At 41.9% G+C, this 23,885-nt stretch carries 22 protein-coding genes and 4 tRNA genes; 16 read left to right on the top strand and 10 right to left on the bottom strand.

Annotation, left to right across the window (positions count from 1 at the left end; translation table 11 throughout):
- The first annotated feature begins 21 nt into the window (after window positions 1-21).
- From AC25JC_RS03345 to AC25JC_RS03335, 3 genes are all read left to right on the top strand, one after another.
- A complete protein-coding gene (locus tag AC25JC_RS03345; RefSeq protein WP_111885944.1) occupies window positions 22-1,113 on the top strand; it encodes a PhoH family protein in 1,092 nt (363 codons plus the stop codon).
- A 9-nt stretch (window positions 1,114-1,122) separates the two neighbouring features.
- Entirely contained in the window at window positions 1,123-1,605 is a 483-nt protein-coding gene (gene ybeY / locus AC25JC_RS03340; protein ID WP_078192431.1) for an rRNA maturation RNase YbeY, read from the top strand.
- Between the two features lie 63 nt (window positions 1,606-1,668).
- Entirely contained in the window at window positions 1,669-1,959 is a 291-nt protein-coding gene (locus AC25JC_RS03335; RefSeq protein ID WP_180152950.1) for an antibiotic biosynthesis monooxygenase family protein, read from the top strand.
- Here AC25JC_RS03335 and AC25JC_RS03330 read toward each other — a convergent pair whose 3' ends face one another.
- Window positions 1,960-2,817, bottom strand: a complete 858-nt coding sequence (locus AC25JC_RS03330; protein ID WP_213032932.1) for an energy transducer TonB — start codon at window positions 2,815-2,817, stop codon at window positions 1,960-1,962.
- Window positions 2,818-3,075: 258 nt separating this feature from the next.
- Here AC25JC_RS03330 and AC25JC_RS03325 point away from each other — a divergent pair, with 258 nt between their 5' ends.
- The 4 genes from AC25JC_RS03325 (at window position 3,076) to AC25JC_RS03310 (ending at window position 5,965) form a co-directional block, all read left to right on the top strand.
- Entirely contained in the window at window positions 3,076-3,759 is a 684-nt protein-coding gene (locus AC25JC_RS03325) for a hypothetical protein (protein ID WP_486923444.1), read from the top strand.
- A gap of 157 nt (window positions 3,760-3,916) precedes the next feature.
- Window positions 3,917-4,630, top strand: coding sequence for a DUF3108 domain-containing protein (locus tag AC25JC_RS03320; RefSeq protein WP_486923443.1), 714 nt, complete (start codon window positions 3,917-3,919; stop codon window positions 4,628-4,630).
- 91 nt (window positions 4,631-4,721) lie between these two features.
- Entirely contained in the window at window positions 4,722-5,297 is a 576-nt protein-coding gene (locus AC25JC_RS03315; RefSeq protein ID WP_078189246.1) for a xanthine phosphoribosyltransferase, read from the top strand.
- A gap of 269 nt (window positions 5,298-5,566) precedes the next feature.
- Window positions 5,567-5,965: a hypothetical protein gene (locus tag AC25JC_RS03310; RefSeq protein WP_143221573.1), complete on the top strand. Its 399-nt coding sequence runs from the start codon at window positions 5,567-5,569 to the stop codon at window positions 5,963-5,965.
- Window positions 5,966-6,576: 611 nt separating this feature from the next.
- On the opposite strand, the gene wrbA is transcribed toward AC25JC_RS03310, so the two are convergent.
- Window positions 6,577-7,170 carry an NAD(P)H:quinone oxidoreductase gene (wrbA, locus tag AC25JC_RS03305; protein ID WP_180115965.1) on the bottom strand — a complete coding sequence of 198 codons (594 nt, stop codon included), beginning with the start codon at window positions 7,168-7,170 and terminating at the stop codon, window positions 6,577-6,579.
- Window positions 7,171-7,282: 112 nt separating this feature from the next.
- Here wrbA and AC25JC_RS03300 point away from each other — a divergent pair, with 112 nt between their 5' ends.
- Window positions 7,283-8,530: a YihY family inner membrane protein gene (locus AC25JC_RS03300; RefSeq protein WP_180131864.1), complete on the top strand. Its 1,248-nt coding sequence runs from the start codon at window positions 7,283-7,285 to the stop codon at window positions 8,528-8,530.
- 51 nt (window positions 8,531-8,581) lie between these two features.
- Here AC25JC_RS03300 and AC25JC_RS03295 read toward each other — a convergent pair whose 3' ends face one another.
- Window positions 8,582-9,511: a DMT family transporter gene (locus AC25JC_RS03295; protein WP_249680097.1), complete on the bottom strand. Its 930-nt coding sequence runs from the start codon at window positions 9,509-9,511 to the stop codon at window positions 8,582-8,584.
- A gap of 103 nt (window positions 9,512-9,614) precedes the next feature.
- Between AC25JC_RS03295 and AC25JC_RS03290 the strand changes: the two genes are divergently transcribed.
- Together AC25JC_RS03290 and AC25JC_RS03285 are read left to right on the top strand one after the other, a co-directional pair.
- The gene (locus AC25JC_RS03290) at window positions 9,615-10,430 is read left to right on the top strand and encodes a helix-turn-helix domain-containing protein (protein ID WP_486923442.1); all 816 of its coding nucleotides are present in this window, start codon (window positions 9,615-9,617) and stop codon (window positions 10,428-10,430) included.
- Between the two features lie 95 nt (window positions 10,431-10,525).
- On the top strand, window positions 10,526-11,299 hold the full coding sequence (locus tag AC25JC_RS03285; protein WP_486923441.1) for a tetratricopeptide repeat protein: 774 nt from the start codon (window positions 10,526-10,528) through the stop codon (window positions 11,297-11,299).
- A 53-nt stretch (window positions 11,300-11,352) separates the two neighbouring features.
- On the opposite strand, the gene AC25JC_RS03280 is transcribed toward AC25JC_RS03285, so the two are convergent.
- Together AC25JC_RS03280 and AC25JC_RS03275 are read right to left on the bottom strand one after the other, a co-directional pair.
- A complete protein-coding gene (locus AC25JC_RS03280) occupies window positions 11,353-11,994 on the bottom strand; it encodes a fumarylacetoacetate hydrolase family protein (protein WP_486923440.1) in 642 nt (213 codons plus the stop codon).
- Window positions 11,995-12,026: 32 nt separating this feature from the next.
- Window positions 12,027-12,524, bottom strand: a complete 498-nt coding sequence (locus AC25JC_RS03275; protein WP_180024361.1) for a YcxB family protein — start codon at window positions 12,522-12,524, stop codon at window positions 12,027-12,029.
- Between the two features lie 163 nt (window positions 12,525-12,687).
- Here AC25JC_RS03275 and AC25JC_RS03270 point away from each other — a divergent pair, with 163 nt between their 5' ends.
- Entirely contained in the window at window positions 12,688-13,992 is a 1,305-nt protein-coding gene (locus tag AC25JC_RS03270) for an SRPBCC family protein (RefSeq protein ID WP_486923439.1), read from the top strand.
- Window positions 13,993-14,085: 93 nt separating this feature from the next.
- Here AC25JC_RS03270 and AC25JC_RS03265 read toward each other — a convergent pair.
- From AC25JC_RS03265 to AC25JC_RS03250, 4 genes are all read right to left on the bottom strand, one after another.
- Window positions 14,086-14,162: transfer RNA gene (locus tag AC25JC_RS03265), tRNA-Arg, on the bottom strand.
- 542 nt (window positions 14,163-14,704) lie between these two features.
- A tRNA-Arg gene (locus AC25JC_RS03260) sits at window positions 14,705-14,781 on the bottom strand.
- 45 nt (window positions 14,782-14,826) lie between these two features.
- Window positions 14,827-14,903 (bottom strand) — tRNA-Arg (locus tag AC25JC_RS03255).
- A gap of 15 nt (window positions 14,904-14,918) precedes the next feature.
- Window positions 14,919-15,008 (bottom strand) — tRNA-Ser (locus AC25JC_RS03250).
- A gap of 266 nt (window positions 15,009-15,274) precedes the next feature.
- Here AC25JC_RS03250 and rnr point away from each other — a divergent pair.
- The 5 genes from rnr to AC25JC_RS03225 all read left to right on the top strand — a co-directional run bounded on the left by rnr (window position 15,275) and on the right by AC25JC_RS03225 (window position 21,541).
- Complete coding sequence (rnr, locus tag AC25JC_RS03245; RefSeq protein ID WP_486923457.1) at window positions 15,275-17,695, top strand: ribonuclease R; 2,421 nt, start codon at window positions 15,275-15,277, stop codon at window positions 17,693-17,695.
- Between the two features lie 160 nt (window positions 17,696-17,855).
- Window positions 17,856-19,895 carry a M3 family metallopeptidase gene (locus tag AC25JC_RS03240; protein ID WP_486923438.1) on the top strand — a complete coding sequence of 680 codons (2,040 nt, stop codon included), beginning with the start codon at window positions 17,856-17,858 and terminating at the stop codon, window positions 19,893-19,895.
- A 40-nt stretch (window positions 19,896-19,935) separates the two neighbouring features.
- Window positions 19,936-20,145 carry a YheV family putative zinc ribbon protein gene (locus AC25JC_RS03235; RefSeq protein ID WP_486923456.1) on the top strand — a complete coding sequence of 70 codons (210 nt, stop codon included), beginning with the start codon at window positions 19,936-19,938 and terminating at the stop codon, window positions 20,143-20,145.
- Window positions 20,146-20,161: 16 nt separating this feature from the next.
- On the top strand, window positions 20,162-20,599 hold the full coding sequence (locus AC25JC_RS03230; RefSeq protein ID WP_486923437.1) for a hypothetical protein: 438 nt from the start codon (window positions 20,162-20,164) through the stop codon (window positions 20,597-20,599).
- 66 nt (window positions 20,600-20,665) lie between these two features.
- Window positions 20,666-21,541: a DMT family transporter gene (locus AC25JC_RS03225; protein ID WP_180024356.1), complete on the top strand. Its 876-nt coding sequence runs from the start codon at window positions 20,666-20,668 to the stop codon at window positions 21,539-21,541.
- 86 nt (window positions 21,542-21,627) lie between these two features.
- On the opposite strand, the gene AC25JC_RS03220 is transcribed toward AC25JC_RS03225, so the two are convergent.
- A complete protein-coding gene (locus AC25JC_RS03220; protein WP_486923436.1) occupies window positions 21,628-23,829 on the bottom strand; it encodes a TRAP transporter large permease subunit in 2,202 nt (733 codons plus the stop codon).
- Window positions 23,830-23,885: the final 56 nt, after the last annotated feature.

Below are 23,885 nucleotides of genomic sequence, written 5' to 3'. Positions count from 1 at the left end.
GACCAATTTAAAGGAATTCTCTTGACTGCAGCGATTCGACGTACTGTAACTTTTGCTGGTATTCCACTTGACCGTTTACAAAGCATGCTCGGTGCCTATAACGGTCATCTCAAACAAATTGAACAACGTTTAGATGTCAAAATTTCTCATCGTGCAGATGCTTTTTTTGTCGATGGGGAAATCGATGCGGTAGAGAGAGCCGAAAGTCTCCTTCACCGTCTTTATGAAGAGTCCGAAACCAATCCACAGATTAGTGCGGACATTTTACACATGATGATTCAAGGCAGTCAGACTGACCGCGAAATTCAGGAAGATTTTTCTGAAAATGAGCATACCGGTTTAGACAATGTTTATCTACAAACCCGTAAAGGTCGGATCAATCCACGTGGTGCCAATCAAAAACGCTATGTACAGCGTATTTTACAAAGCGATATTTCATTTGGTATCGGCCCAGCGGGTACAGGTAAAACTTATCTCGCGGTCGCCGCTGCTGTAGATATGCTAGAACGTAATGAAATTCAGCGTATTTTATTGGTTCGCCCTGCGGTTGAAGCAGGTGAAAAACTGGGTTTTTTACCCGGTGATTTGAGCCAAAAAATTGACCCTTACTTACGTCCTCTCTACGACGCTTTGTATGAAATGCTCGGTTTTGAAAAAGTCGCTAAACTAATTGAACGTCAAGTGATTGAAGTTGCACCACTGGCCTACATGCGTGGTCGTACCTTAAATCATTCTTTTGTGATTTTAGATGAAGCACAAAACACGACCCCTGAACAAATGAAAATGTTCCTCACCCGTTTAGGTTTTGGTTCTCGTGCAGTAATCACTGGCGACATTACACAGGTCGATTTACCTCGTGGTCAACAATCTGGTTTGGCACATGCCTTACGTGTGATTGAAAAAATCAAAGAAATTCATATTACTCGCTTCCACTCTCGTGACGTGGTACGTCATCAATTGGTTCAAAAAATTGTTGAAGCCTATGAGGGATGGGACAGCGAACAACATCGCCTTACAGCTGAACAACGTGCAGAACGTAAAGCACGTCAGGAAGCCTTGGTGGCGGACAATGATGCTAAAGCTGATGGGCAGCATCAAGACGAAAACATTTAAGGATTCATTTTGAAACTTAATCTCTCCTTGCAGCAAAATTTTCAGTCACCTGAATTGGTGGTGAAACGTGCGCATATCAAAAAAGTCGTGGAAACGGCTTTACGTCATATCGATACACAAAGTGATTGTGAGATCGGTATTGCATGTGTGGACAATGACGAAAGCCACAAATTGAACTTGGAATATCGTGGTAAAGACAAACCGACCAATGTGTTGTCTTTTCCGAGCGATCTCCCGGATGAAATGGCGGCAGTTTTAGACTCATTTCCGATTGGCGACTTGGTGATTTGTATTCCTGTAGTTCTTCGAGAAGCACAAGAACAAAGCAAAGCACCCCTGACCCACTTTACGCATATGCTGGTACACGGTACGTTGCACCTGATGGGCTATGACCATGAAACCTCTGATGAAGATGCTGAAGAAATGGAAGCATTGGAAATCGAGATTTTAGCCAAATTGGGGTTTGATAACCCTTATCTGGAAAGAGATTAAGAACAAAAAAAGCGAGCTACGGCTCGCTTTTTTTATCGTCATAAAAACCAAGGAAGGAAAGATATGCAATATGTCGTGATTTTTAAAGCACGCATTCGTACGCTTGATGAGCTGTATTTTTCGACTGCACAGCAGCTTAGAGACAAAGCCTTGACACACTTTAACTGTCAACATTTTGAAGCGCTGACAGAGGGTGAGCATGAAATCGCCCTTTCCTACTGGAATACATTAGAAGACATTCGAGCTTGGCAACAAGATGCACAACATCTGGTCGCGCAGCAATTGGGGAAAAACCAATGGTATGCGAGTTTTAGCGTCGAAATCTGCAAAGTTTTGCGACGCTATCACAACTGATTAACGCACCTCAAACTCTGCTTCTGCAGGATCAAAGCGCCAAGTACGCACAATACGAAGTTCTGAGATGTCTTTCATTTTGGCATCAAACAAACCAAAAGGTGCCGCCTTACGCACAGAGGTTTTTGCTGCTTCATCCAATAAGCTTGAACCTGAACTTTCGATCAAACGAATGGCACGAATCCCGCCATTACTGTTCAAAATAACCATTAAACGTACTTCACCGCGTAGCTGTTGCTGTTTTGCCGCTTCAGGATAATAACGGTTACCGTAAAATTCGACTTTTTCGCGAAATTTTTCCATGTAAGCAGCAGAAACATCTTGCTTGGCTTGAATACCATCAATGGTTTTAATTTTTTGCTGACGGCTAAAGTTTTGCTGACGTTGTAAATATTGAGCTTCGATACTCGCCACCATCGCAGCCTTGGCCTGAAACTGACTATTCAACTCCTCAACGGCTTTTTTACGACTGTTTTCTTCCGCTTGTTTTTGCCAACTCAAGGTTGTCATCAACACTTTGTCTTCAAAGCTCAGCTCTTTCTTTTGTTGCAGTTGTTCTAAAGCTTCGCTTTTTTGCTCCCCGGCTTTTTGTTCGATCATCGGTGCAGGCATGTCACTCGACATACGATGTGACTCACGGAATGTCCCTGAGCCCTGCTGATCGGCTTGTGCTAAAAAGTCTGCATGTTCAATTTTTTCCGTCGTAGAACGTAAAGAAACTGCAATTTCTTTGGTGTTATAATCCGCCTCTTGGGGCATGGAAAATTGCATGGTTAAAAATGCCAAATGCAACACAGCAGCAAACGCCAATGCAGTTGCAAATATGGGATCTTTCCACCACTCTTTCATCAAGGGCATGAACGTTATTTTTTTCAGCATCACATTAAACCGACAATTTGCCGCATTCCCCAAACTGCTTAAAACAGTATAAAATAAAACTCGTATTCATTTTTTGATGAAAACGAGAAATCCATCAACACATCGATAATGCACAATTAAAATCATGAAAATGGTGCAATTTATTTTGCTAAACTGCAAGATCAAAACCTTGTGTTTTTATAGAAATCGACAAGATACACATCGTTAAAAAACATAATTTGTCAGGATGCACTTCTTATGCAAACGCTAGTTTCCAATATCGCTAAACGTATACGCCAAGTGTACCAAAAAGCTGAAGGATTTATTGAAGATGAGCGTGAATTCCCAATGTCTCAAGTGTTTTTAAATGCGACATTTCAGCGCTTTGTGACCGATAATGTGAAAATGCTCAAAGACTTGCATGCTGACCTGCATGATGACTGGCTTCGACTGTATGCTACATTGGATTATAACGGGCTGATCATAACACTCTCTGTTGATTTAAAACTGGTACAGATGGAACTCAACAAACAAACCCAATTGATCGTATTTGAACAAATTAGTGATACACAAGTGATTGAAGCGAAGTATCCAAATGTTCTGTATAAGATGGGCGTGCGCATGGCCTTATGGTTCTATCAAAAAGTACTCAACCAAGATCCATTGGGTATGATTTTGGAAAAGCTCAATGTGATCAAAGTTAAAGATGATTTACTGTATTTAGACCTGAATCGCTGGCTCGGTAAAAGTCGATCAATTATCGACACACTGGGCAAAGTCCATGTCAACCATGCTGTTTTACGTGAGGTCGAATTGGTGGTGATTGGTAATGTTAATTTAACCGCATTGTTCACCAAGATGTCGCAAGAACGGATTGAAGACTGGGATGATTCAAATTTAAAAGACGATGAAGTCACGCCAATTAAGCAAAAGGAAAGCTAGACTTATCCTGTACTTAGATATCTTGAGCCTATAAAACGCTACACAACATATACATTAGGCACGGATTTGTGACGTGATTCTCCACAATCCAGCCGCATAATAAACATATCAGGTGGTTTAGCCCACCGCACTTCTATTGAATAGGAAAACCATACTTATGGCACATTCACTTTTGAAAAATTTAGGTCTTGTTGCTGGGGTATCGACTACACTGCTTTTGACTGGTTTCTCAAGTCAGTCATTTGCCATGAGTCCATTCCAAGCCAACTACCAATTTAACTACAACGGCAAAAACTTGGGTTCTGCAACACGTACCCTAAAACAATCTGGGAATAACTGGACCTATGTTTTCGCAGCAAAAGCTGGTGCGATGGCCTCTGCAACTGAAACCAGTCGTTTTAGTTTAAATGGCAGCCAAATTCACTCGAACAGCTTTAGCCGCAGCAGCAAAATTTTGGTGCACAACAACACCATGAATATTAATTTTAATGCTGGCGCAAAAACCATTAATACCAAAAAAGATGATAAAGCGCGTTCATTTGCGTGGAAATCAGGTGTGTTAGATGAACTCAATGCTGAATTGCAAATTCGTGAAGATTTAAAAAATGGTAGTTTGAAATCGAATTACTACATTGCCGATGCCAAAGAGGTTGAAGCTCGTAAGTTCGTGAAACAAGGCACTGAAAAAGTGAAAACCACTTATGGAACTTTTGACACCGTGAAAGTCGTGATGCGCCATGACAAACCTGGCCGTCAAACCACCTTCTGGTTAGCACCAAAACTAGATTATCTACCTGTCAAAGTTTCCCACCAAGACAATAAAACCTCTTACGGTTTATTGTTAACGGGCTATAAAGGTGCAACAAATTAATTGATTTGATCAATTTCGCTTGCATTTTTCACGGTGCTTTTTAAAATACGCTTTTGCTTTAAAAAGCACCTGCCCCCTCGAGGATTCTCCCGTGCACGCTCTGGAACAGAAAATCTTAGCTGAAGGTATCGTTCTCTCTGAAGAAGTTCTGAAAGTCGATTCTTTCCTGAACCACCAAATTGACCCTGTGATGATGCAACAAATTGGTCAAGAATTTGCCCGTCTTTTTAAAGATGCTGGCATCACAAAAATCATTACGATTGAAGCATCAGGTATTGCACCTGCGGTAATGGCTGGTCTTGAACTTGGTGTTCCTGTGATTTTTGCACGTAAATATCAATCTTTGACGTTAAAAGATGATTTGTATCGCTCAAAAGTGTTTTCTTTCACAAAACAAACTGAAAGCACTATCGCGATTTCTAAAAAGCACATCAATGCTGAAGATAAAGTTTTAGTGATTGATGACTTTTTGGCCAATGGTCAAGCGGCTTTAGGTCTTGCAGATCTTATTCATCAAGCAAGTGCTGAAGTATTGGGTATCGGTATCGTGATTGAAAAATCATTCCAACCTGGTCGTGATATTTTGCTTGAAAAAGGCTATCGCGTTGAATCATTGGCACGTGTGAAATCACTGGCGAATGGTACAGTTGAATTTGTTCGTGACTAAGTTTGCGTTCAAAAGAAAAAAGAACACATCAGGTGTTCTTTTTTTTACTAAAAATTTGCGATTAAGGTGACATAAAGCGCACTTTTTAACGCCTTAGTTACAAGCAGACAAAACATCGGTGTGCAAAACTCGATAAAATTCAGGAAAATCGTTGCATTTGATCGAATGGGTCAACTACTCATCTGTCAAATTACTTTATGCTGCACCATAAATTCGGCCACTTTATTTTTTTAAGGCTACGGAAAGTTATGAATACAGAAGATCAAAACATGGAACCGACAGTTAAATGTCCAAAATGTGGATCAACCCATATTGAAAAGCGTAACCATGAACAAAACTTACAAAAAATTGGTGGGGTCTTACTCAGTGGTGCAGGAACTGCTGCAGGGACTGTTGGTGGTGCGGCATCTGGCGCATCTATTGGTGCTGCGATTGGTGGTGTGACTGCAGGCCCACTTGGCGTGATTATGGGCGGAACCATCGGGACTTTTGTCGGTGCGATTAGCGTCGGTATCACAGGCGGTTTTCTAGGACACCGTTTTGGTAAAAAAGCCGGCGTGATCGTCGATCAAAATATTTTTCTCGACTACCAATGTTTAGATTGCAAACAGCGCTTTGAAGTTGAGCAACAGCCTGAAGACGCTGCAAAGACTTCGGATCAAGACTAATTTGGATATAAAAAAAGAGCGCATCAGCGCTCTTTTTTTATAGGTTATTGTTTTTCTAATATGTATTTCTAGTCTATTGAAATGCTATTCGAAAACCATGGCGAATCAATTATTTTGAAACATCAGTTAATTATTTTGAGTCCACTTTAACTTGATCTTGTTTCGCTAAAAATTCTTTTTCTTCGGCTTTTTCTCTTGCGGGAAATCCATAATGTATAAACTGGCATTGCCGTACACAAGGAAGATGCAACCAATACGGAACATAAGAAAGTCATTATAAAATTAATAATAGACATCACACCCCTAAGAAGAAATTTAAATACAAATCATGTAATCAAAAAATAAAAATAACGCGCCCAAAGAGACAGCAAAAATCGATTCAAGGCCATCACTGAGCAGGCTGTATTTAAAAACTTTCAATATATTGTTGATATCATTTATTTTTAATATTTCAGGAATGGTTCGACAGATTTATTTTTATATTTTGGGCGGTATACAACGTCATAAATAAAAAGACGTCACACGTAAATAAAGCAAGAAAAGTGCAATATTTAAACCTTTTCTTGCTCGTTCGCTACAAAGTCTGCGTAACTTCCTAGAACAAGTAAGTATCAAATCAACTTTTTGACCACTTCGCCTAGGCGTTTACCCTGCTCTTCACATAAGTTTCGCTCATCTTGACTCAATGACTGATCATGGCGCGGACCACTGACATGGCTTGCACCATAGGGCGTACCACCCGTTTTGGTATTCGATAATGCAGGATGGGCATTACTTAAACCCATAACCATCATTCCATGATGGAACAAAGGCGGCAGCATGGTCAGCAAAGTACTTTCCTGTCCGCCATGCATTGAACCTGAACTGGTAAACACACAGGCAGGTTTACCATGCAATGCGCCATTGAGCCAAAGCGCTGTGGTTTGATCCCAGAAATATTTCATTTCCGACGCCATATTGCCAAAACGTGTCGGTGAACCAAGGGCTAAACCTGAACAATGCGCTAAGTCATCTAAGCTACAGTAAATATCGCCTTCGGCAGGAATACTGGGCTGTACGTCAGTCACCACGGTGGATAAATTTGGAACGGTACGTATTTTTACCGCTATCCCAGAAGCTTCAATTCCATTGGCAATTAAATGTGCCATCTCACGTGTTGAACCATATTTGCTGTAATACAACACTAGTACATAAGCTTGCGTCATTTTTATAAATTCAATGAAAAAAGAAAACTATACGGTATTTTTCCTATTTTTTGGTTAAGCTAAGTGATGAAAATTGCATAAACATGACTAAAATAACTCGAGACTTGAACGAATGATCGAAGCATTTTTAAAAAAACTTCCCTTTTACGACAAGAAATGGTTTCAGTTTGTTTTATTTGTCATTCGACGTTTTGAAGCCGATCGCTGCCGTGAACAAGCAGGATCATTAACCTATACCACCTTGTTTGCAGTGGTACCCATGTTGACCGTATTCTTGGTCATCATCTCCTCAATTAAAGCTTTAGAACCTGCTCGTCAACAGCTTCAACAATTGATTTATAGTAATTTCCTACCGAAAACGACGATTGCTTTCGATAAAGCGCTAAATGCCTTCACCGATAAATCCAGTAACTTGACCGTGATAGGTGTGCTGTTTTTATTCATTACCACAGTTATGATGCTGACTAGCATTGAGACAGTATTTAACCGAATTTGGCGGGTGCGTGAGACACGTGGCGGCATTATTGGCTTTATGCGCTATTGGACTATTATCTCTTTAGGCCCAATCTTACTGGGTAGTGCATTTGTTGTGTCATCCACTGTGGCCTCGATGAATGTCCTCAGCAATAATTTTGCCGGCTATGAACTAGATGGAGCTTTTCTGCTGTGGATCTTGTCTTTTTCATTGACCATTTTAGGTTTTTTCATTCTGTATTGGACGATTCCCAACCGCAGTGTGCCGATTAAGGCCGCGCTGATCGCGGGTGTCTTTAGTGCTGTGGTCTTTGAACTGCTCAAAAACCTCTTTGGCTTTGTCATGTCAAATTTCACCAGTTATCAAATCGTTTATGGTGCATTTGCTGCGGTGCCAATTTTCCTGCTTTGGATATTCCTTTCATGGAATATCGTACTGATTGGGGTAGAAATTAGTTATGCACTGACAGCTTTCAATTCGGGCAACGACCAAAAACGTCATCCTGTGATTATGTTGATGGATTTGCTTGAATTATTTTATAAAAAGCAAAAACTCGGTCAGAGCGTGACAGAAAAAGAAGCGCTTGAGGTTTTAGGGCGTGATGAAATCGGCCGCCTGCCAAGCTATATTTTATTGTTTGAAGAGCAACACCTGATTAAACGTACAGATGATGATCATTATGTTTTAGTTCGTAATTTAACCCAAGTGGACTTTTGGAGTTTTTACAGTAAGCTGCCCTATCCGCTCCCTAAACGGCAAGATTTAGGTCGCGTCGATCCAGATGATGTTTGGATGGAAAAAATTGGACCGCAACTGGTCGAATCGGATGATTATCTTGCGGCCAAACTCTCGATTCCGCTTGCGACTATTTTTGAAGAAAAATAACCGTACATAAAAGGGAGAGCCGTAGCTCTCCTTTTTTATTTATACATGTTCTTAGATCGCTGTGCACTGACGTCCCATCAATTTAGCTAACCACCGATGCAAGGTTACCGTCATCACTCCGACCATTACTAAGGCCGTCCCCAAGATAAAATTCAGTTCAATCGTTTCGTTTAAGATCAATACGCCAAAGACCAGTCCAAAGATTGGGGTAAGGAATGAAAAAACGCCCAGACCATTGGCCAGATATTTACTTAACAGCCAAAACCAAAGCATCAGGCTAAAAAATGAAATAATGAGCACATGAAAAATCATACTGCTGATGGACAATACGGTCCAATGTACAGTCATTTGTCCTGTCAGCCACGCCACGGGTAATAAAAATACACAACCACCAACCAACTGATAAAACAAGGTCTGAGTCGGAGGTGCATCAGAGAGTTTGGTGAGTCTTAATGAAATAGTGGTCAAGGCCCACATCACCCCAGCAAGTAATGCCATCGCATCACCCAACAGGGCTTGAGTGTTGACTGTAGTACTACTTTCACGTCCCATAAACGACAGTACTATTCCTGAAAAGGCAATAAAAATACCGACCCATTGGATCGCTGTAAGCTTTTCTTCTGGCAACTTCCAATGTAAACCTAGTGCCACGAATATCGGTGCGGTATAGAGCAAGACAACGGTATGTGATGCAGAGGTATAGCGCAGGGATTCTGCCACTAAAATAAATTCGGCTGAAAATAAAAACGCCAACCAGATACCCGGCAGCAAGTATTCTCGAGTATATAAATGTGTCCCCGGCTTAAGACGAATCAGTGGAAAGACCAACAGCGCAGCCAAACCCGATCGGATGGCAATTTGCATGATCGGCGCAATATCAACCGCGGCCAATTTCAAAATGACCTGTTGAATCCCTAAAATCATGCACAAAATAATCATCAAACCAGAAGCTTTTGCATCTAGCGCCTTACGCTGTTCCACACTATTTACTCGACAATACGATAAGCAACACTATAGAACTGTCAGAAATAAAATATATACTTCAAAATAGACAAGTGATCTTCTTATTCAGGCAAAATTTCTCATGCGTCATAAAGCTCGTGCAGATCATACGCAGTTGCAACAACTTCCCACCAACGATGAAATTCAAGCAGCGCTGTGGATCAGTTTTCGTGACGATCCTGCACTGTCTGTTTATCCCGTTCATGGACATGCTTGGGGTGAATTTGTCTATGCCTTTAATGGCGTAATGGAAGTGAACATCAACCAGATAGACTATATTACCCCTCCACCTTATGGCATTTGGCTTCCCCCACACTTAGAACACAGTGGTTTAAATCGTACTGCGGTTTCACATGGAACCTTATATGTACATGAATCACTATGTACCCACTTGCCGAAACAACCGGGGATTTTACTCAGTTCCCCCTTAGTCACCGCGATATTCAGCCATTTGCGTCTGTTGCATCAACAAGCCGACCTCATGGAAAATACGGCCGAATATCAACGCTTACTCCATGTGATCTTAGATCAACTGCATCAAGCCAAACTGGTCAGTAGTTATTTACCGCATTCGGATCACCCTGCCCTCAAACAACTGCTTGATTATTTACATCAACATCCTGCGGATCAGAGCGCGCTTGAGCAATTGGCAAAGCGGATAAATATGACGGAACGTACTCTGGCGCGATATTGTCAAAAAGAACTCGGGATGTCACTGCATGAATGGCGACAACGTCTTAAAGTCATGAAAGCCATGTCGATGCTCAACGCAGGCCAAACGGTCGAAAATATTGCCTTAGAACTCGGTTATGCCAATGCCTCGACGTTTATTAATATGTTTAAAAAATGGATGCTTTGCACCCCAGATCAGTTTAGGAAATCTACCTTAAAGCCCTAAATGTGTTTAAATTTAGCTATAAGGATCTCTATAAAGTGATTCAACAATCCGCTAAGATCAAAAAATCTACGAAAATGATAATAATTCCATTTCAAATGAATAAAAAAACCATTTTAGCGCTGTGTTTATCTGCCGTATTTTTAACGGCTTGTAGTTCCAAAGAACAGCGTGAATTTAAATCTGCACTCAAAATAGCTCAAAGTGGTGATGCGACTGCGCAAATGAAAGTGGGTGATTTATACCTCACTGGAACGGGCACAGAACAAAATATCGAACAAAGTGTATATTGGTACAAAGCTGCTGCGGATCAAGGCACTACGGACGCATTCGAATGGTTAATGACTCAAGCCTATCAAGGCAACCCACATGCAGATCAAGTGATTCGAAAGATGCAGCAAGATGGCAATATTTTCCTTGCACACTGGGTGCTAGACCTTGCAAAAAAGACTCATGATCCTGCTGCTGAATATACCGTTGGTTGGATGTACGACACGGGAAAAGGCTTAATTCAAGATAAGCACCAAGCGCAAATTTGGTATGAAAAAGCTGCCAAACAAAAGAATGTCGAAGCGATCAAAGTCTTGGGAAATCAACATTATTTTTCTGAACATCCTTCGTCTACACCCGACAAAGCAGCTGAATATTTAAGCTATGCCGCAGAACAAGGGCAAGATGCTGACGCGGCGATGAAAATGGCACATTATTATCATTATGATATTCGAGATAGTGAAAAAGCGCGACAATGGTATGCCAAAGCAGGTGCATTGGGAGACACCGACTCACAGCATATGGCCGAGACCTATGAAACATGGAAAGACACCGGCCCTTTACAACCGAATGAGCCACCGCAATCAAGCAGCACTGAATAGATCAATCAAAAAAAGGCTGCATTAAGCAGCCTTTTTTGTATTTCGTTCACAGATTATTTGACAAAAGTTGTCCAAACAAAATCCTGATTTTTGCCTTTCAGGGTCATTTTCAACTGCTCACCTGACTGTAGTGCCGCAACACCCGCAGGCGTACCCGTCATGACCACATCACCCACTTCAAGACTAAATACTTGGCTAATATCGGCCAGTAATGTACCCACATCAAAAATCAGCAATGCAGTATCACCGTTCTGACGCAGTTCATCATTGACATGCAAGGTATAATGCACATCTTTCCAATCTTGAACCACCTCTTGGACATCGACCCAATCTGCAAGGATGCAAGAACCATCATAAGCTTTGGCACGTTCCCACGGCTGACCTTTTTTCTTTAAGTCATCTTGTAGATCACGCAAGGTCAGGTCTAGCCCCAAAGTCACAGCTCCGACTGCTTCTAAGGCTTTGCGTGGATCAGTTTCAGCCGATAAAGGTCGATCAATACGTAAACTTAATTCGCATTCATAGTGGCAACTGCCCCATGCAGGATTCCATGAGATGCCTTGGTCTAATGCGGTTAATGCACTTGGCGGCTTCATAAAAAGTACAGGACGGTCAGGAATTGCATTGCCTAATTCTTTGGCATGATCTGCATAACTACGACCGATGCAAACAATTTTAGATGGACGTGACTGCATACTACTCCCTCTTTTGTTATGAATAGATTGTCTTAGTGTTGAAAAGTATTGCTAAAAGTCGCTTGGTCCGCAGTATTTTTAAATGCACTTTTCGGCACAATAATCACGGTTTTATTTTTCAGCTCAAGCATATAGGTCAATTTGCCTTCAGCAAAATTTGCCACTTCAGCATAATGAAAGACATTCTTACGCCCATTGGCATGAATTTCTGCATAGTCTTGAAATAAATCAATACCTTGTTCACTTTTGCCCAATTGGTATTTTACAAACTGGCGTTTAAACATCATCGGTAAAAACCAATAACGCATGATGCCTTGAAGAAGTAAAAAGAAAGCGCCCAGCCCAACATAGTAGGCACCAACACCATCTACACCCAAGTAAAAACCCCAGATGATAATCCCAAGGCTAATCGCTGGCGTTAAAAAACGCGTAAATTGCTTTTTGCCAAAAGTTGCTAGTGCAAAACCATCCTGTGATTCTTCTAGATTTAAAAAATAGCGCAACGATAATGCAGGTAGATTCTCAGACATAAGCGTATGAATATTTAAAAATGAATTGCGCTAAATACTACACCACAATTCAAACTTGCTTCATGCTTTTTAATGGTCGGTTGTAACACTTCACTACTTCCCTTCCCTCTAGAAATACGTTAAAAACAGCAACAAATAAAAGATTGCATACGCAGGATGTGACATGCAGATAACAAAAATAATCATGGTACTGGTGTTTCTGAGTGGACTGAGCATATCGACCAGTTGGGCCAAATTCGTTCAATGGCAACCCCAAATTCCTAGTAGTTTGGACTTGTTTAATGGCAATGCCAAAGCCTTGGCCAATCTTGCCGGTGATCACATCGTGATTTTTGCGCATCCCTCACAACAGATTAGTTTGCCCACGATGAAAGCAGGTCAAAAAGTCGTTGGTAAATTTCAAAGTGCCGCTGTGGTTGTCCCAACCAACAGCAAAAATGTGGCGAGATTACTCAGTAATTATCCAAACTATGCAGGCTTATTTCCCACGCTAAAATCTGCTGAGGTTTTGCAACAACAAGGTTCAACCAGCCAAGTTGAATATCGCATCCATATCCCGACACCAATTCCGGTTTTAAACTTTAAAGAAACCGTGGTCATGCAGCACCAAATTGATCACAACAGCATTAATAGTTTGGTTCTACAAGCACCGGTGCCCTTTGGTGCAGGGAAAATTGAATGGTTTGAGATCGATGCACAACACACCTTGATTAGTGTGACCCAATGGGGCGATTTAAATCAGCCCAAAGGTTTTTTGTTTAGCAAAATATTAAATGCCTTACCCGATGCCAAATTAGGGATTCCTGCGGGAACCAATGGTTTTTTACTCGAATCGTTACAGCGCCGATTTAAAACCTTTAGCAGTGAAACTCTCGCTGCAAATCAATTACCTGAACTCAAATTAAATGCCTCTCAAATCGACAAGGTCACTCAATTAAGTCAAAGCTCGAAAGAACCTGTGTCCTTTATTTTGACAGCGCAACGCGTTCCCTTTGGGCAAAATTATGAATTGATGCGCTTTAGCACCAGTTTTCAATATTATGCACAAGAGCCTTCGAGCTTACAGCGCTGGATTAATGTGTCTTCGTTCAAGCACTTATTTCCAAGACAAGTTAAACATATGCAAGTGCAGAAAATTAATCCGCACCTCATGGATGCCGACTATAAAATTTCGGTGGGTTTAGGCGTGATCAATATTCCCTTTGATTTTAAAATGCGTTTTAACTACCCAGACTTACTGCAAAATCAATACACCGCGACAGGTGGGGACTTAAAGTTTGTCCGAGGTGCCATGCATATTCGCCCCTTACAACAAGGGTCGTTATTACAATTGACCAGTGCGATGAAGATTGATGACAAAGCACCGTTTTTACTTCGTGCTATGCGCAGTATGCCGTATCACGACATGTTGCCGGCTTTAGGCGGAAATACGGTCTTTGCACTCAAAGTTAAACAGAAGTTAAGTTAGAACCTTGAATGATGAGCTGAATTTATTGTTTTTAGCTATATTTCAGACACAAAAAAACCGCAACATATGCGGTTTTTTCAATCTTGATCAAGTTGGTGCGCTCAGAGAGATTCGAACTCCCGACCCCTTAGTTCGTAGCCAAGTGCTCTATCCAGCTGAGCTATGAGCGCGACGTCTTGATAAGGCTCATTATACGTGATTTTTATTTTTTGTTAAGAGCTTTTTCATATAAATTTAACCAAACGCACAGCAAATAAACAATTGCTCTTTAAACACGCTAAAAATCAGCGCGATTTACTTTTTAATGGCTTTTGCATCACAAGTTTGGAATCTAAAGTTAGCTGTACTCACATATAAATGCTCAAGATAGATATCAAATCTTCCTATATTGAATCTCTGCTTTAACCCACCCAACTTTTCTTTAACTTTGATTTAAAAAATTGCATGACCATGAACATCTGAAATAAGGTTTTATCTACCAAAGAAAGCAAAATCAAATTTACTGATGGGTCGTCTTATGAAATAGAACGCTTTATACAATCTAAGCAAAAGACAAAAGACAAAAGACAAAAGACAAAAGACAAAAGACAAAAGACAAAAGACAAAAGACAAAAGACAAAAGACAAAAGACAAAAGACAAAAGACAGGCTGCATCAAAACGATAAATCACAGGCACAAAAAAACCGCAACATGTGCGGTAATTTGTTCAAGTTGGTGCGCTCAGAGAGATTCGAACTCCCGACCCCTTAGTTCGTAGCCAAGTGCTCTATCCAGCTGAGCTATGAGCGCGTAACTTGTGTCGTCTTAAAAGACTACGTTTTCAGATTTACTTATTGGTGCGCTCAGAGAGATTCGAACTCCCGACCCCTTAGTTCGTAGCCAAGTGCTCTATCCAGCTGAGCTATGAGCGCGACATAAGTAAATCGTGGCGGTGAGAGAGGGATTCGAACCCTCGATACAGTTGCCCGTATGCATCCTTAGCAGGGATGTGGTTTCAGCCACTCACCCATCTCACCGTAACGTGCCGCCATAATACAAAGATCATGATACGACTGCAAGCACAGTCGTTATATTTTTTTCATTTTTTTACTCAATTAGATATTTTTTAAACGATTTTCAAAAAATTAGTGCAAAATTAGTTCAGCACACACTGCTGTCCCCTACATTTCAGCTTTAAACATTATAAAATATCGGCATAAAACACTTTATTGCAATCAATTGCGTGCAGTATCTGCTTGCATGACTTATGCTAATCCTAATCTTCTGATTTGAAGCCAAATACATTATGAAAAACTGGGTCGACCCTGAAGCAAAAGCTGAAGCCGAACGTTATGACAATCCAATTCCAAGCCGTACTCTGATTCAAGAGACGATTGAACAACTGAAAACTGCAATGTCGCATGCCGATCTTGTAGAACATTTTGAAATTGCCGATCAAAAAAGTATTGATGCACTGAGTCATCGTCTGATTGCGATGGTTCGAGATGGTCAGTTGATGAAAGATGGATTTAAGTTCCAGCTTGCAGCTGAGCAACCGACTCATGAAGCAACGGTTTATATCAACTCAAAAGGTTTAGGCACAGCCAATATTAGCGGTGAAGATGACCTTTTACTTCCTGAGCGTGAGTTACGTCAGGTGTTTAATGGTGACCGTGTTAAAGTCCGCCAAACTTCGGTAGACCGTAAAGGTAAAGCATGGGGCTTTATTACTGAAGTTCTACAGCATCGTGTCAAAGAAATTATCGGTAAAGTATCTGAGTATGAAGGTGAATATTTTATTCAGCCGGCAAATCCCAATGCACACCAACCGATTACGTTAGAAAGAGAATTAATCGAGCATGCCAAAGTCAAACTCGGCGACTCTGTGCGTATTGCGATTGACAGCTACCCAACCAAAGAAGAATTTGCGACAGGTCATATTGTTCAGTCGATGGCAGATAAAGCAGACACTGAAATTATTATTCCACAAACCATTTTAGAATTTGGTTTACCTTACGAATTCCCTGAAGCGGTACAACAAGAAGCCAACAGCTTTAAAGAGCCATCAGAACAAGATCGTGAAGATCGTGTCGACTTACGTGATTTAGCGCTTGTCACCATTGATGGTGAAGATGCCCGCGACTTCGATGATGCCGTGTATGCGGAAAAACGTCCGGGTGGTGGTTATCGTGTTGTCGTGGCAATTGCCGATGTCAGCCATTATGTACGTCCGGGTAAACCGCTCGATGACGAAGCTCAAGAGCGCGGTACATCGGTGTACTTCCCTCATTTTGTATTGCCGATGTTGCCTGAGGCGCTGTCGAATGGTTTATGTTCTTTGAACCCACACGTAGACCGTTTATGTATGGTCTGTGATTTAAACTTATCTCGCGCGGGTCGTGTTACTAAGTTTGAATTCTACCCAGGTGTAATGCATTCAAAAGCTCGTTTGACCTATACTCAAGTGGCCGAATATTTTGAGGGTAATAGTCAAGCCATTCCTGAAGACCGTGATGTGCGTAAATCGGTCAATACCTTATTCCAATTGTATCAAGTGTTGAAAGGCTTACGTGCTGAACGCCACGCGATGGAATTTGAAACCGTTGAAACTTATATGACCTTTGATGAGCTAGGCGGTATTAATGAAATCCTACCGCGCAGCCGTAATGATGCACATAAGCTAATTGAAGAATGTATGTTGTTGGCAAACGTCGCAGCGGCAGAATATGCATTAAAAAATGAAATTCCAATGCTGTACCGTGTGCATGAGCCACCTGAGTTTTCACGCATTCAAAAGGTTCGTGATTTTGTGAAGTTATTGGGGCTGCCATTCCCTGAACAGCCGACTCAAGCTGACTATCAAGCCGTGATTGATGCCACCAAAGACCGTATTGATGCTCCAAGTATTCATGCCGTTTTACTCCGTTCAATGATGCAAGCTTATTATGGCGCGAACAATGCAGGTCACTTTGGCTTGGCTTATGAAGCGTATACGCATTTCACATCTCCAATCCGTCGTTATCCAGATTTGTTACTTCACCGTGCCATCAAAGCACAATTGAAGAAAAAGCCTTACCCAATTTCTGGCGCTTCGCTGGATGATGCTGGTGAACACTTCTCTGCGACTGAACGCCGTGCAGATGAAGCATCACGTTCTGTTACTACATGGTTGAAGTGCCATTACATGCAGCAACATTTGGGTGAAGAGTTTGTCGGTACCATCAGTGCAACTGCTGAATTTGGCCTGTTTGTAACGCTCAAAGACTTATATGTTGATGGCATGATCCACGTCAGCCAATTGGGCGATGACTTCTTTGTCTATGACCAACCGAGTCAGAGCTTAATTGGTCAATCTCGAGGTCAAGTTTTCAGTCTCGGCGATGAAGTAAAAATTAAAGTCGCTGGTGTAAATCTAGAAGAGCGCAAAATCGACTTTGAATTGATTCAACAATTGAGCCATGCAGGTCGCGCTATTCGCGCACGTGCCCCTCGTGTTGCAAAACCTACAGCCAAAGAAGAAGTCTTTTCAGAACGTAAAACCAACGCTGCTGAAGATGGAGAACAGCCCATACGACGCAAAAAGTCGAAATCTAAGCCCAGTTCATTCGGTAAAAAGCCTGCTAAAAAATCTGCAGGCAAATCTGAAGCGAAGGCTAAAGATAAAGTGAAGAAAAAATCTAAACCGAAAAAGAAAAAATCCAATGCAAAATCATCTGCGGATTAAGGTTTAAATCAAGAGCGCTTCGGCGCTCTTTTTGATTCTTCAGGTCAGTGCAGACTTCGCGACCTCTGCAGAAGATGAATAATTCCTGATTTAGTCTTGATTTAACCCGCAACAAACCCTACATCTATAAATAACTCAGGATTTATATGAAGTAGAAAATATGACTTTAGAAAAGGCAACTTTGCCCGTTCCTCAATTTGATCAAATGACCTTAGATCAACTCAAAGAAAAAATTCAAAATGCGATTCAACACGGTCAACAATTTCTAAATGAACTGACAGTTGTTCCAGATTCGGTACAAAAACAACTAAATACGTTAGAACAGGTCGATGATCTTGAAAATAATATGAGTGAAGCTTGGGGCGTGCTGTCGCATCTAAATGCCGTGATGAATAATGCTGAAACTCGAGAGCTCTACCAATCTTTATTACCCAGCCTGAGTGAGTACTATACGCAGCTAGGTCAACATACAGTGTTGTATCAAACCTATCAGCATGTACATGACAACAGTGTATTTGACACGCTTCCTGCAGCACAGCAAAGCGCGATTAAACTTGCGTTACGAGATTTTAAACTTTCAGGCGTTGCCTTAGAAGGTGAAGCGAAAAAACGCTATGCAGAAATCTCTGCACGCCTTTCACAATTATCATCAGACTTTTCCAATCACGTATTGGATGCCACCCAAGCCTACTTCAAACCTTTAACTGAAGCGCAACTCAAAGGACTACCTCAAGGCAGTATTGAACTTCTGAAACAATATGGTCAGCAACGCGAACTCGAACAGGCTGTAGCCACACTCGACTTCCCGTCTTATATTGCCATTATGACCTATGCAGAAGACCGCGAAGTACGTGAAGCGCTCTATAAAGCCTATACCACACGTGCTTCTGATCAGGCAGACGCTGCTGAATTTGATAATACAGCGGTCATGGAAGAAATCTTGAAACTACGTCAGGAAATGGCTAGCCTGCTTGGTTTTAACAACTACGCCGAATTGTCTTTAGCAAGCAAAATGGCACCCGATGTGGCCACTGTAGATCAGTTCCTGATTGAACTGGCAGAACATGCGCGTGCGCCAGCAGAGAAAGAAATCGCTGAACTGAAAGCCATTGCAGCGCAAGACGGTATCACTGAGTTGCAACCGTGGGATGCCACTTTCTATTCAGAAAAACTCAAAGTTCAACAGTTTAATTTGTCACAAGAAGACCTGAAGCCCTACTTCCCTGCACCTAAAATTATTCAAGGCTTGTTCAGCATTGTAAATCGTCTCTATGGCATCAATGTAATCGAGCGTGAAGCGCCTGTTTGGCATCCTGATGCACGTTATTTTGAACTTGAAGATCAAGGCAGCGTGATTGGCGGTTTTTACTTTGACCTGTATGCACGAAGCGGTAAACGTGGCGGCGCATGGATGAGCGGCTTCCGTTCACGCATGCAAACTGAAAATGGTCTGCAAAAACCAATTTGCTACATGGTCTGCAACTTTACCCCACCTGTCGGTGAGCAAGCTGCTTTACTTACCCATGATGAAGTAACGACGTTGTTCCACGAATTTGGTCATGGCTTACATCACATGCTCACTGAAGTCGATAATATTGCTGTGGCTGGTACACATGGCGTGGCGTGGGATGCAGTAGAGCTACCAAGTCAATTCATGGAATTTTGGACTTGGGATCAAGAAAGTTTAGATTTACTCAGTGAACATATCGAATCAAAACAAACTTTACCAGCCGATCTGCTAAAAGCACTGCAAGATGCACGTTTCTTCCAGTCTGGGATGCAAACTTTACGTCAAATTGAATTTGCCATGTTTGACTTAAATATCCATAAGGCCAACCCTGCTTTGGACGCTACAGGCATCCAACAAACCTTAGATGATATTCGTCAAAAATATGCAGTTGCACCCACTACTTCGTACAACCGTTTCCAACATGGTTTCAGTCATATCTTTGCAGGTGGTTACGCTGCTGGTTATTATTCATACAAATGGGCAGAGGTTTTGGCAAGTGATGCCTTCGACCGATTCGAAAATGAAGGAATTTTTAATACTTCGACTGGCAAGTCGTTTAGACAATTTATTCTAGCAGTTGGCGGAAAAGATACGGCACTTGACGCATTTATCAATTTCCGCGGACGCGAGCCAAAAATAGATGCTTTGCTGCGTCATCAAGGTTGGACGAACGCATCTAAAAACGCTTAAACTAGGGACCTTAGTTAGATTCAAGGTAAGTATGATGACCATTAAACGACGCTTCATTGCAGGTGCAAAATGTCCAAAATGCCAAGCGATGGACCGGGTTGTCATGCTGACCTCTGGCAAAGACGAATGGATCGAATGCATTGATTGTGGTTACAGTGAAAATCGACCGACTCATGTCGATCAACCTGAACAACCCGCCGTGCCAGACGATATCGGTGTGATCCAATTTAAGCCACGTCAGCCTAAATAAAAATTAAGGTCAAGCAATGACAGAAGATCAAAGACATAATCCAAAATTGTTAGTTGGAATCATTGGGGGCTTAACGTTATTGATTGCTATCTTTTTTGCATATCAATGGTTAAGCAGCAGTACGGCAGATAAATCTGAACTTCAAGAAGAAATGGTCGCTGCACCGGCTAAACCGCCTGTTGCAGTCCCTGTCCAATCTGAAACTGAAGCATCAGTCCCTACCGCAGAGACTGACACCATTAAATTGGTCGAAGAAGACATTTTAGATGCAGCTGTGCCTGAAAATGCCTCTTTAGCCAAAGAGGAAATTGCCAAATTAGATGACATTCAACAACAATTGAATGATCAGGAGCAAAGCTTAAAACAGCAACATTCAGATGCAGATGAGCTGATTAAACTGAAAGAAGAACAAATTAAATTACTCGAAGCACAGTTAGCACAACGAGCAAAATAACCGACTTCTGCTACACCATGTGTACTTATAGGCTAGAATATCATCAGATTTTCTAGCCTTTTTGTTATGTCCACTACTACACCACAAAATATCCCCAAAGCAATTGGCTTTCTTATGCTATCAGCGCTGCTTTTTTCCATCATGGGGGTTTGTATACGCTATGCATCTCACACGGTAGATAATGCCACCATCGTATTTTTTCGCAATGCGGTTGGCTTATTGATCTTTTTACCCCTGATTTTGCAAAAAGGCAGCACGTTTTTTAGAACTGAAAAACTGTGGATGCATACCTGGCGTTCAATCGTGGGCTTGGTGGCAATGTATGGTTTTTTTTATGCCATCGCACACTTAAAACTCTCCAATGCCATGGTCTTCACCTATTCCTCGCCGATCTTCATCCCCTTAATTGCATGGTTATTTTTAAAAGAAAAAATGACCCTGAGTATGCTCATTGCCGCCGTCATTGGTTTAATCGGCGTGCTCTTCGTCGCAAAGCCCGATGCAGGAATGTTCAATCAGTTATCACTCATCGGACTAACCGCAAGCTTCTTGGCAGCCATGGCATTTGTCACTGTCCGTGCCCTTACAGCAACTGAACCACCTGAACGCATCGTGTTTTATTTCTGCTTTTTTGGCACGCTCATATCGATGATCCCGATGCTCTGGCTCTGGCGTCCTTATAGTTTAAAGGAGTTAGCTTTTCTGATTACAGCGGGACTTTTGGCCAATATCAGTCAAATTTTTATGTCCAATGCCTATAAGCTTGCACCCGCAGGTCAAATTGGCCCCGTCAACTATATAGCGATTATTTTTGCCGGTATTTGGGGCTTTGCCCTGTGGCAAGAATTGCCAGACATTTACAGCCTATTCGGCTTTGCTTTTATATTTTTAGCGATTTTGCTTTGTAGTCCGATCCTACAAAATAAATTTAAAGAGTCATAATCGTCTCATTCATTTACCATCAATCGCACAGCCCCTTATTCAATAAAAAAGCACCTGAAGGTGCTTTTTTATAACTCACTGCGAATTTATTGGTACCAACCAAATAGTTTCAGAATATAAGGAGCATAAGTCACGATCACCAAAGCTGGGAACAATACAAGGATCGGTAAAATCCAACGTTCATAGCGATAATAGAAATTGGTGTATTGGGCTTTTGCTTCTGCATCTGCTGCCCGTACCTCTTCATCCCCGACGGAGAGTCGTGTCAGCAAGTGATTCAGCGCTACAGGTGGCGAAACATAACCGAGCTCAAAGGCAACCAAAACGATCATCCAGAAGTGAATCGGATGGATACCATTTTCGTAGGCTACTGGTGCAATCGTTGCTGCAACCAAAATTACTGCCCCGAATGGATCTGTCGTCATACCAATAATCGCCAATAACAATGCGATAAAGGCCAATGAAATATAGATATTGCCCAAATGCGTTGGTAATAATTCAACGATTTCTGTCCGTTCAATCAAACCGCCGACACTTGCCGACAAGGCCATTAAGATAATTAATGCGCCAATGTGTCCAACCGTTTCTGAAGAAGCAAACCAAATTGAACTACCGAAACCACGACGGTTAGCCCCATGTCCACCATGTTCACGCATGAACTCAGAACTTTGCTCATGTTGTAAGCTGAGTTGTTCATGTGCATCTACAGTTTGCGAAGTAAAACGATCTGCAAACCAACGGTCAAACATAATGTAAACAATCAGAATGATCGGTAGAACCACAGGCGCGGTGAACTCATCCATTTGTGTATCTAAACCGTACTTGTAGAAAGCAATGACAAGCAGTGTCAGTACGATATACGGAATCACAGGAATGAACGCTTTCAGCATGCCCGGAATAGCCACTTTCGGCGATGCCACACGGAAACGTGTTTCTGCCAAGAACAGTGAAATACCCAAGAACAAGAATGCCGTGAGCCAGAACACATAGATACCGTGATCAAATAGCTCATCTGAGGTGACATGGCGGCTATCAAGCATCGAAATCAAGATAATCAATAGACACGGACGAATGACCACACCTAAGGAACCTGACATTGCCGATACAGCCAGTGCAAACTGACGACGAGAGCCGGAGTTCCACACTTCTTTATAAATAATTGCACCTGCTGCTACAACAAAGATCCCCGAAGCACCGGTATAAGCGGTTGGAATCGCCGCGGCAATCAGAATTAACCACGTCAAGGTCTCAGGTGCTAAGTTCCATGGACGTAAAATCCCCAAGAACAAATCCATTACGCGCGTTTGGGTCAATAACATTCCGGCCCAAATAAACAGTGCAAGGTTTAGGAAAATCCCAGAGAACTCGACCAATTGCCCAAGGTAAATCCCCTGACCCATTGGATAGTCCATAAAGAAGGTAAACGCCACACCCGTAATAATCGCCATAAAGGCATACAGCGGTACACTCAATAGCGCAAAACCAATATTCCCCGGACCCGGCTCTTTCGCCGCAGGTGGTTTAAAGAACTGATAAATACTGATGAAGGTGACAATACCAAACAGGGCTAGCCACAACCAATATACCGCCAAGGTTTCCGTGGTCGATTTCACCCCAGAATTCAGGACTGAATTAAATTGGCTATACACCGAGAAAGTTAATAGACCATTACCAATCGCCATGAATAAAGCATAAACTTTATAATCCAAGCGTGTAGTTGGCGCACGTAGACCAATATGATGGAACTTCACTGAAGCGGTAATGGCAGATACCAAGACCATCAATAAAAGAATCAATACACGGTTTTCAGAACCAAATTTAAAGATGCCAAAGAATGTCGTCTCAATCGCACGATAAGTACGAATACTTGGATGCTCATCTAAATAAGCTTTTGCTTTGTCATAAAATTGGAATTTTTCTTCACATTGCTGTACACCTGCCATGACTGATGCACGTACATCGGATTCAGATGCTGTACCAAAAATATCTGCAAATTCGTCAGCCGCATTGGCTTTCATTTGCGTTTGCACCATTTTATCTACATCTGGGTGGCGGTCACAATCTGGCTTGGTCGGTTCTGCACGTAAAAATGAATACTGCATCCCAATGCTTTCATTACCATACAAACGCTCACCAGTACGCAGAAGCTGACCATGAATCATCTCCCCTGTCCCGATAATCAATGTAAGCAGAAGCAAGATCAACACGACTAGAGTCGAAATCCATTCTGTCCAGACATACCTTAACAGCCCGACGATGCCGGATCTGTTTTGTGTATCATTTTGCATGAGTCTTCCTATTTTTTATTTTGGAGCCTAGCGGGGCCAAGCATCCTTTTCCTTAT

The organism is Acinetobacter sp. P37 (genome assembly GCF_057480965.1).
Note: the sequence above shows the minus strand (reverse complement) of the source record. Positions and strands in the feature narration are given on the sequence as shown.